The organism is Yinghuangia seranimata (genome assembly GCF_029953285.1).
GTDB lineage: Bacteria > Actinomycetota > Actinomycetes > Streptomycetales > Streptomycetaceae > Yinghuangia > Yinghuangia seranimata.
The window spans coordinates 1-8,361 of the sequence record NZ_JASAOI010000053.1 but is presented as its reverse complement, the minus strand read 5'-3'; the positions used below and the strand labels follow the sequence as shown (position 1 = coordinate 8,361).

Annotated in this window: 11 protein-coding genes; 5 read left to right on the top strand and 6 right to left on the bottom strand. The window is 72.7% G+C overall.

The window, feature by feature from the left end:
- Positions 1–104 precede the first annotated feature (104 nt).
- Both QI554_RS31825 and QI554_RS31820 read right to left on the bottom strand, forming a co-directional pair.
- Complete coding sequence (locus tag QI554_RS31825) at positions 105–1,232, bottom strand: pyridoxal phosphate-dependent aminotransferase (protein WP_281474862.1); 1,128 nt, start codon at positions 1,230–1,232, stop codon at positions 105–107.
- 50 nt (positions 1,233–1,282) lie between these two features.
- Positions 1,283–1,636, bottom strand: coding sequence for a MerR family transcriptional regulator (locus QI554_RS31820; RefSeq protein ID WP_281474861.1), 354 nt, complete (start codon positions 1,634–1,636; stop codon positions 1,283–1,285).
- A gap of 73 nt (positions 1,637–1,709) precedes the next feature.
- Here QI554_RS31820 and QI554_RS31815 point away from each other — a divergent pair, with 73 nt between their 5' ends.
- Positions 1,710–2,651 (top strand): aldo/keto reductase, encoded by a 942-nt coding sequence (locus QI554_RS31815; protein WP_281474858.1) that lies wholly within the window; start codon positions 1,710–1,712, stop codon positions 2,649–2,651.
- Positions 2,652–2,654: 3 nt separating this feature from the next.
- On the opposite strand, the gene QI554_RS31810 is transcribed toward QI554_RS31815, so the two are convergent.
- A complete protein-coding gene (locus tag QI554_RS31810) occupies positions 2,655–3,167 on the bottom strand; it encodes a PadR family transcriptional regulator (RefSeq protein WP_281474856.1) in 513 nt (170 codons plus the stop codon).
- A 106-nt stretch (positions 3,168–3,273) separates the two neighbouring features.
- On the opposite strand from QI554_RS31810, the gene QI554_RS31805 reads away from it, so the two are divergent.
- Positions 3,274–3,762: a DUF2306 domain-containing protein gene (locus QI554_RS31805; protein ID WP_281474854.1), complete on the top strand. Its 489-nt coding sequence runs from the start codon at positions 3,274–3,276 to the stop codon at positions 3,760–3,762.
- A 7-nt stretch (positions 3,763–3,769) separates the two neighbouring features.
- On the opposite strand, the gene QI554_RS31800 is transcribed toward QI554_RS31805, so the two are convergent.
- Entirely contained in the window at positions 3,770–4,261 is a 492-nt protein-coding gene (locus QI554_RS31800; RefSeq protein ID WP_281474852.1) for a GNAT family N-acetyltransferase, read from the bottom strand.
- A gap of 122 nt (positions 4,262–4,383) precedes the next feature.
- On the opposite strand from QI554_RS31800, the gene QI554_RS31795 reads away from it, so the two are divergent.
- Complete coding sequence (locus QI554_RS31795) at positions 4,384–5,466, top strand: DmpA family aminopeptidase (protein WP_281474850.1); 1,083 nt, start codon at positions 4,384–4,386, stop codon at positions 5,464–5,466.
- A gap of 13 nt (positions 5,467–5,479) precedes the next feature.
- On the opposite strand, the gene QI554_RS31790 is transcribed toward QI554_RS31795, so the two are convergent.
- Positions 5,480–6,394 (bottom strand): LysR family transcriptional regulator, encoded by a 915-nt coding sequence (locus tag QI554_RS31790; RefSeq protein ID WP_281474849.1) that lies wholly within the window; start codon positions 6,392–6,394, stop codon positions 5,480–5,482.
- A 210-nt stretch (positions 6,395–6,604) separates the two neighbouring features.
- Between QI554_RS31790 and QI554_RS31785 the strand changes: the two genes are divergently transcribed.
- Complete coding sequence (locus tag QI554_RS31785) at positions 6,605–7,138, top strand: DUF6817 domain-containing protein (protein WP_281474847.1); 534 nt, start codon at positions 6,605–6,607, stop codon at positions 7,136–7,138.
- Between the two features lie 40 nt (positions 7,139–7,178).
- Here QI554_RS31785 and QI554_RS31780 read toward each other — a convergent pair whose 3' ends face one another.
- Positions 7,179–7,727, bottom strand: a complete 549-nt coding sequence (locus QI554_RS31780) for a YbaK/EbsC family protein (protein ID WP_281474846.1) — start codon at positions 7,725–7,727, stop codon at positions 7,179–7,181.
- Positions 7,728–8,067: 340 nt separating this feature from the next.
- Here QI554_RS31780 and QI554_RS31775 point away from each other — a divergent pair.
- Positions 8,068–8,361, top strand: a 294-nt coding sequence (locus tag QI554_RS31775; protein ID WP_281474845.1) for an LLM class flavin-dependent oxidoreductase, incomplete at its 3' end; no start/stop codon positions are given.

Here is an 8,361-nt window from a genome sequence, read left to right as displayed (position 1 = left end):
GCGCCGGCGGGGGCGCGCACCCCCCCCCGGGGGGGGGGCCCCGCGGCCGCGCCCCCCCCCCCCCCGGCCGTTTCGGCGTGTGCCGCAATCGAACGGTCAGGCCGTCACGCCTTCAGCCAGGCGGCGAACGCGGCCAGGGCCGGCTCCGGGTCGCGGCGGCCGACGCCGATGCGGAACCGGTCGGCCGGGGTCGGGGTCAGCTCGGAGCTGTAGATGTCGGCGGGGAGCAGGAGGACGCCGGCCTGTTCGACGAGGTCGCGGCAGAACGTGCCGACGTCGCCCGGGCCGAGGTAGCGCGGGTACGCGACGCAGCCGCCGTCGGGGGCACGCCACACGAAGAGGTCGGGGAAGGCGGCGAAGAAGGCGTCGAAGCGGGGCAGGTTCTCGGCGATGATCCCGCGGTTGCGGTCGAGGATGCGGTCGCGGGCCTTGAGCGCGATGCGCGCGAGGAGTTCGCTCGGCGCGGCGTTGCAGATCGAGGTGTAGTGCTTGGCGCGTTCGAGGCGGGAGAGCAGCGCGCGGTCTCGGCAGGCGATCCAGCCGACGCGCAGGCCGGGGAGGCCGAGGGACTTCGAGGTGACGTTGAGCGAGAGGGCGCGGGGGGAGAGGTCCGCGGCCTGCGGGAGGGTGCGTGCCGGGTCCTGTTCGAGACCGCGGTAGACCTCGTCGCTGAACAGGTGGATGCCGCGCTCGTCGCACAGTTCGGCGAGACGGCGGAAGTCCTCGGCCGGGACGACCGCGCCGGTGGGGTTGTTCGGGAAGTTGACCGAGACGACGCGGGTGTTGGGGCGCAGGGCGTCGGCGACCCGGTCGAGGTCGAGGGCCCAGTCGCGGTCGGGGTCGAGCGGGACGCCGGTGACGTCGCACAGCGCGAGCGGGACGGTCTCGGCCGCCTGGTAGTTCGGGGTGGTGACGACCGCGTGGTCGTCCGGGCCGAGCAGGACCTGCATCGCCAGGTAGATCGCCTCTTCGGCGCCCGCGAAGCACAGGACGTCGTCGGGCGTCACGTCGGAGCCGTACGTGTCGGCGACGGCGGCGCGCAGGCCGGGGTCGCCGTGCGTGGGCGTGTAGCCGAGCGTGAGGCCGTCCCAGGCCTCGCGGTCGGCGTCGTCGGCGAGGGCGAGCAGTTCGCTCATCGCCATCGTCTCGGCGTCGGACGCGGTCAGGTGGTACCGCGCGGTGAACTCCCAGCGGGAGAAGTAGGTCTCGAGGCGGAAGTCGGGCAGCTGCACGGGGATTCCAGGGAGTTCGGGGAACGCGGACAGGGGTGTCCGGCGCCGCCTCAGGCGGCGACCGGCGTCGCGGACGTCGCGTCGAGCAGTCCGCGGAGTGCCGCCCGGCTCTGCTCGAGCCGGCTGATGCGGCCCTCGATGTCGGCGAGCTGCCCCTGCAGGTGCACGGCGGTGCACGCGTTGAGCGACTCGCCCTCGAAGCACGGCAGGACGTCGATGATGACGGCGGTCGGGATGCCGGCGGCGAGCAGCAGCCGGATGCGGCCGACCTGGGCGACGGTCTCGGGCCGGTAGCGCCGGTGCCCGGCGGGGCTGCGTTCGGCGGTGATCAGCCCCTGCTGCTCGTAGTAGCGCAGCAGTCGCGGGTTCACGCCGGTCGCCTGGGCCAGGTCGCCGATCTTCATGCCAACCCCTCGTGTGTGATGCCGGTCACTGACGCTTGCATCTGACACCGATGTCAGATCCTACGTTCGTCCCATGACGAACTTGATCGACACCGCAGCTGTTCCCGCAGTCCACCCGTCCGTTTTCGCGCTCGGCGGCGACCTCGTGGTCCGCCGGATCGGCTTCGGCACGATGCGTCTCGCCGACGGCCCGGAGCGCCCGTCCGATCCGATGGCGGCGCCGATATGGCGGCCGCCGGCCGACCGCGACGCCGCGGTCGCCGTGCTGCGCGCCGCCGTCGAGGCGGGCGCCGACCTGATCGACACCGCCGACGCGTACGCGCTCGGCGGCGGCGAGGAGTTGGTCGCGGACGCGCTGCACCCGTACCGCGAGGGCGTGGCCGTCGCGACGAAGGTCGGCGTGCTGCGCCCCGCGCCGGACGAGTGGGTGCCGCTCGGCCACCCCGCCTACCTGCGCCAGCAGGCAGAACTGGCGCTGCGGCGGCTGCGCGTGGAGCGCCTGGACCTGCTCTACCTGCACCGGCTCGACCCCGCGTATCCCGTCGCCGAGCAGGTGGGCGCGCTGAAGCGGCTGCAGGAGGAGGGCAAGGTGCGGCACATCGGGCTGTCCGAGGTGACGCTCGACGAGCTGCGCGCGGCCGAGGAGACCGCGCCGATCGCCGCCGTGCAGAACCTGTACAACCTGGCGACGCGGCACCGCGAGGACGTCGTGGACTACACGGCGGAGCGCGGCATCGCGTTCGTGCCGTTCTTCCCGATCGCGGTGGGCGCGCACGCGGGCCCGGACGGCGTGGTCGCGGAGGTGGCGCGCGAGGTCGGCGCGACGCCCGCGCAGACGGCGCTCGCGTGGCTGCTGCACCGTTCGCCGAGCATCGTGCCGATCCCGGGGACGTCGTCGGCCGCGCACCTGAAGGAGAACCTGGCGGCGCTCGATGTCCGGCTGGACGACGGCCGGTTCGCGCGCCTCGCGCGGGTCGCGGACGCGGCGGCCGAGGGCGCCGGGGACGGCTCCTGAGCGTCAGCCGCCGAGGATCTCCGGCAGCGAGTCGATCCACGCGAGTACCGCCGACTCGTAGTGCACGCCGAAGGTCAGCGTCGCGCGCTGGTACTTGTCCATGTCGGGCTCGGCGAGCATCTCCTCGTACTTGGCGAGGCGTTCGGCGTGCGCCACACGGTGTTCGGCGACGAAGCCGAGCAGCGCCCCCGGGTCGATCCAGCTGCCGAAGCCGATGCTGAGCAGCAGCGGGTAGCGGATGGTCTCGGGCCCGGGGGGCTGGGCGACCCAGGCGGCGAAGGCCGCGCGGCCGGCGTTGGTGAGGGTGTACGGGCGGCGGGACCGCGCGCCGGTGGGGCCGGCCTCGACGAGCCCGCGGCCTTCCAGCGCGGCCAGTTCGCGGTAGACCTGGCTGCGGGTCAGGCTCCAGAAGTCGCCGATGACCAGGTCCGCGGTCTCGACGAGTTCGTAGCCGCTGGCCTCCCCGCCGTGCAGGAAGCCGAGGAGCGAGGCCGCGGTCGGGTTCAGTTCGGTCATGCCCGCATACTCCACACTCGACGGTCCACTATGGACGCTTGACAGTCCACAGTGGACGATGATTCGCTGATGCGACAGTCCACTGTGTCATGTCAGGGGAGTCGTGATGCACACAGCCCTGCTCGTCGCCCACATCGTCGCCGGAAGCCTCGGCCTCGCCCTCGGCCCGATCGCGATGCTCGCGCCCAAGAAGGCCGGGCGGCACACCCGGTCCGGCACCGCCTACCAGGTGTGCGTCGCCGTCCTGTGCCTCACGTCGTTCGGCCTCGCCGCGCTCAATCCGGACGTGTGGTGGCTGGCCCTCGTCGGCGCGGCCACCTGGATCTCCGCGGCGCTCGGCTGGTGGGCGGCGCGGGCCCGGCCGAGGCACTGGCTGCTCGTCCACATCAACGGTATGTGCAGCTCGTACATCTCGTTCGTGACCGCGTTCATGGTGGTCCAGCTCGGCTTCGGGTCGTGGTTCGCGTGGATCGCGCCGACCGCCGTGGGCGCGCCGCTCATCGGCCGGGCCACCGCCAAGTGGGCGCGGATCGCCGCCGCCCGCGCGCAGGCTGCGGCGCCGGCGGAGGAACGCCGGCCGTCCGCCGCCGCGTGACCGTGCTCTAGAGGTCGTAGGCGAAGCAGTCCAGCGGGATCGGCCCGTGGTCGTCCCGGTACGGCGGGATCGCCCGGTAGCCGAGCGCCTTGTACAGCCCGATCGCGGTGGTCCGCTGCGGCAGGACGTCGAGTACGCACCGCGGTGAGCCCGCCGCGCGGGCCCGGTCGTGCAGCGCGTCCATGAGCATCCGGGCGACCCGGTGCCCGCGGGCCTCGGGCGCCACGTACAGCCGCTTGACCTCCATGTCGGCGCCGCACAGGTGGTAGCCGACGCCGCCGACCGGCGTTCCGTCCAGGCGCGCGACCAGGTAGCCGCCCGGCGCCGCGTAGTAGCCGTCCGGGTCGTCGTAGTCGACGCGGAAGAAGTCCGGCAGCTCGTCGGGCGTGGCCCAGGGCTGTCCGCCCATCTCGACCATCGTCGCGTTGTAGTACGCGAACAGCAGCGGCGGCGCCGCGGCGAGGTCGTCGGCGACGGTGACGGTGGACGGAGTCGGCATGCGGACGACTCTACGAAATCCGCGGAATCCGGCCGCACGGCGGGTCCGGCGGGGCCGCGCCGTAGCCTGGCCGGGCACCCGGACGAGCCGCCGGACATATATAGGGGAACAGGGGACGCCTGATGCGCGCACGAGACCTCGGCCTGCCGCTGCCCGGACGCACCGGCCCGCACAACGCGGTCACCGACGTCCCCGGGGTCGAGGTCGGCTACACCACGTTGATCGAGGGCGACGACGTCCGTACCGGGGTCACCGCGATCCTGCCGCGTGGTCGGACCGCGTTCGACGTCCCGTGCGCCGCGGGCTGGCACTCGCTCAACGGCAACGGCGAGATGACCGGCACGGCGTGGCTGACCGAGACCGGCTCGCTGCGGCTGCCGGTGCTGATCACCGACACCCACGCGGTCGGAACCTGCCACCGCGGCGTCATCGACTGGGTGGTGCGCGAGAAGCCCGCGGTGGCGGACGAGTGGCTGCTGCCCGTGGTCGCCGAGACGTGGAGCGGCTACCTCAACGACATCAACGGCCCGCACATCCGTACCGAGCACGCGGTCGCGGCGATCGACGCGGCACGCCCCGGGCCGGTCGCCGAGGGCTCCGTCGGCGGCGGCACCGGCATGAACTGCTACGCCTTCAAGGGCGGCAGCGGCACCGCGTCCCGCGTCGTCGACCACGGCGCCGACCGGTACACCGTGGGCGTGTTCGTGCAGGCCAACTTCGGCTCCCGCAAGGAACTGACGGTGTGCGGCGTGCCGGTGGGCCGCGCGCTGGCCGACGACAACCCGATGGAGGACACCGACTGGGCCCGGCCGCCCGGTGCCGGGTCGGTCATCGTGGTGGTCGCGACGGACGCCCCGCTGCTGCCGGGCCAGTGCACCGCGCTGGCCCGCCGGGTGCCGCTCGGGCTGGCCCGCACCGGCACGACAGGCTCGCACTTCTCCGGCGACATCTTCCTGGCCTTCTCGACCGCCAACGAGGGCGCCCTCACCAGCGGCTTCCCGCACGGCGAACCGGGGTACGAGCACCTGCGGTTCGTGCCGTGGAACCGCATGGACGCCTTCTACGACGCGGTCGTCGAGTCGGTCGAGGAGGCGGTGCTGAACGTGCTGGTCGCGGGGGAGACGATGACCGGCTACCGGGGCCGGCGGTCGCCGGGGCTGCCCGTGGACCGGATGCTCGACCTGGTGAAGGGCCGTCTTTCGTAAGGCTGTTCGGTGATCAGCCGGGTCGGTGCTCGGCCGGGCCGCCGCGCGCCGAGGCCTGCTCGACGGCGTCCGCGAAAGCCCGCGCCGCCGGTGCCAGCGCCGCCCACTGCCGGGCCGCCCACCCGACCGTCAGCGGCGGCAGGTCCGGGATGGGGACGAGCCGCAGCGGTCCGTCCGGCGTGCGCTGCAGGTTCGGAAGGTCGGGGACGACGGCGTGCCCGAGGCCGAGCTCGGCCAGCAGCATCGCGGTGTCCCAGTCCGCGACGCCGGTGTTCGCGGGCGGCCGGATCGCGTGCGCCGCCAGGTGGCCGTCCAGCCGGAGCCGCGACGTCGACGTCTCCGGCAGCCGGATGTGGTGGATGCCCGCGAGGTCGTCGAGGCACAGCGACGCCTTCTCGGCCAGCGGGTCGTCGCGGCGGACCGCGAGCATCCACGGCAGTGCCGCGACCGGGCGCTGCTCGACGCCGCGCACCGGGTCGCCGATGGTGACCCACGCCAGGTCGGCGGTGCCGGCGGCGACGGCGGCCAGACACGTGCGGCTCGAACTCTCGGTCTGGAACTCCAGGGACGCCGTCGGGTCGGCGCGCCGGAACGCCACGATGGCGTCGGTCATGAAGTGCCGCACGGTCGTCGCGCCGGTGGCTATGCGCACCGTGCCGCCGTGCCCGTCCCGCAGATCGCGCAGCTGACGCAGCGCCAGGTCGAGCCCCGCGAGGCTGTCGCGCGCCGCGGCGTACAGGATCCGCCCCGCGTCGGTGGGCGCGACGCCGCGCGGCCGGCGTTCCAGCAGGTCGAGGCCGACCTCCCGCTCCAGGCGCTTGATGTGCTGACTGACCGCGGACTGCGTGACGCCGAGCTCGCGCGCGACCGCGCTGAGGTTGCCGTGCCGGCACGCGGCGAGGAAGGTGCGCAGGTCGTCGATCGTCATGACAGCCAAGATAGAGCTTGGGGTTGGCCCAGGAAATCCTAGGATTGACTTGGGTCTTGGAGTGGCGGGACGCTGTCGGTGGGCCCAGGGGCGGCAACCCGGCGTACCCGTCGACACCACGGCGGGTGCCGACCCCTCCTGTACGTGTCTCTGTGTTCTTCAGGCTTCTCAGTCGCGCGTTCCGCGCACTCCGGCATGGGCGGTGGATCGTTGGTCACCAAGGACGCGGTCGCGTTGCTGCGCGAACTGGGCGCCGAGGACGTCCCGCACTTCGGCGGCTCGCTGTTCGACCACCTGGTGCGTGTGCACGACATGCTGACCGAGTGGGGCGCGGAGCGCGACGTGCGCCTCGCCGGGCTGTGCCACGCGTTCTACGGCACCGCGGGATTCGACACCGCGCTGCTCGGCCTCGACCGGCGCGGCGAGCTGGCCGCGGTCATCGGCGAACACGCCGAGGCGATGGTGTACTTCTACGCGAGCTGCGACCGCAAGGCGTCCTACCCGGAACTCGCTGATGACGCAGGCGAGTTCCTGAACCGCTTCACCGGCGAACGGCGCGTGCCCGGCCTCGCGGAGCGCCGCGCGTTCGCGGAGATCACCGCCGCCAACGAGATCGACGTCATCCCGCGCAGCCCCACCTTCGACCAGATGGACGCGGAGTTCCTCTTCGACATGTTCGAGGAGTGGCGGGCGCTGCTGAGCGAGCCGGCGTGGCGCGAGGTGCAGCGCCAGTTCGGCGACTGACCCCGCGTCCCGGCCCCGGCGGCGCGCGGAGACGGCGCCGTCAGCCCACCGGCACGCCCAGCCCCTCCAGCACCTCGGCCCCCGGGAGCTCCGTGAGGGCCCGGCCCGGCAGTTGGATCTTGGCCCGCCGGCTGCCCGCGCCGATGATTGCCAGCGGCAGCGCCGCGGCGGCCGCGTCGACCAGGATCGGCCAGCCGGCGGGCAGGCCGATCGGAGTGATGCCGCCGTACTCCATGCCGGACGCCTCGGCGACCTCGGCGAGCGGCGCGAAGGACGCCTTGCGCGCGCCCAGGTGGCGGCGGACCAGGCCGTTGACGTCGGCGCGGCTGGTCGCGGTGACCATGCACGCCGCGTAGGTGACCTCGGCGCCGCGCTTGGCGGCGACGACGACGCAGTTCACCGAGTCGGCGAGGGCCACGCCGTACCGCTCGCAGAAAGCGGCGGTGTCGGCCAGCGCCGGGTCGATCTCGGCGGACAGCACGTCGTCGACCGGGACGCTCCCGGTCCACTGCTCGAGCGCCGCGGCGACGGGCTTCGCGAGCAGCTCGGGACGGGTGAGGGCGGGCCGCAGGTCCAGGGCTTCACTCATGCGCCCATCCAAGCGGAAAACCCCGGCTGACCGGGGGAAGCGAAACGACCCGGAGCCGAAAGCATCCAAATCTGATCGACGCCGATCACGGTGACGTTACGTGTCTGCTGCTTACACGTGTCCGTTTTTCGGGGCGGTGACATTCCGTGTTGTTACCGGCGCGTCCCGAGACAGTTAGCAGGTCGGGGGCAGTATGTGAACCCCCTTGCCAGCAGCGGTTTCTGACGTGACGTTAGACACCTCTCACCACAAGTCTCGACCGGCCGCGCGTACATTGCCGCTGTACGGGCGCAGCCGCCAGACGCGACATCGTTGAACCAGGCACTTTGGGAGGCTCCACGTGGAGTTCGGCATCTTCCTGAACGGTTACATCCCGGGACCGGCTGCGCACGATCGCGCGTCCGAGCACCTGATGCTGCAGCGCGAGCTGGAGCTGGCCATCAAGGCCGACAAGCACAACTGGAAGTACGCCTGGTTCGGCGAGCACCACGCCCTGACCGAGTACAGCCACATGTCGGCCCCCGAGGTCGCGATGGGCTACGTCGCCGCGAAGACCGAGCGCATCCACCTGGGCACCGGCATCAACTCGCTGTCGCCCCGCAAGGAGCACCCGGTCCGCTTCGCCGAGCGCGCC

Bases quoted from the DNA above. Each gene is read 5' to 3' on its own strand.
- QI554_RS31820 (WP_281474861.1), bottom strand. From the start codon at position 1,636: ATGAAGATCGGCGACCTGGCCCAGGCGACCGGCGTGAACCCGCGACTG.
- QI554_RS31805 (WP_281474854.1), top strand. From the start codon at position 3,274: ATGCACACAGCCCTGCTCGTCGCCCACATCGTCGCCGGAAGCCTCGGC.
- QI554_RS31780 (WP_281474846.1), bottom strand. From the start codon at position 7,727: ATGAGTGAAGCCCTGGACCTGCGGCCCGCCCTCACCCGTCCCGAGCTG.
- QI554_RS31810 (WP_281474856.1), bottom strand. From the start codon at position 3,167: ATGACCGAACTGAACCCGACCGCGGCCTCGCTCCTCGGCTTCCTGCAC.
- QI554_RS31815 (WP_281474858.1), top strand. From the start codon at position 1,710: ATGACGAACTTGATCGACACCGCAGCTGTTCCCGCAGTCCACCCGTCC.
- QI554_RS31795 (WP_281474850.1), top strand. From the start codon at position 4,384: ATGCGCGCACGAGACCTCGGCCTGCCGCTGCCCGGACGCACCGGCCCG.
- QI554_RS31800 (WP_281474852.1), bottom strand. From the start codon at position 4,261: ATGCCGACTCCGTCCACCGTCACCGTCGCCGACGACCTCGCCGCGGCG.
- QI554_RS31790 (WP_281474849.1), bottom strand. From the start codon at position 6,394: ATGACGATCGACGACCTGCGCACCTTCCTCGCCGCGTGCCGGCACGGC.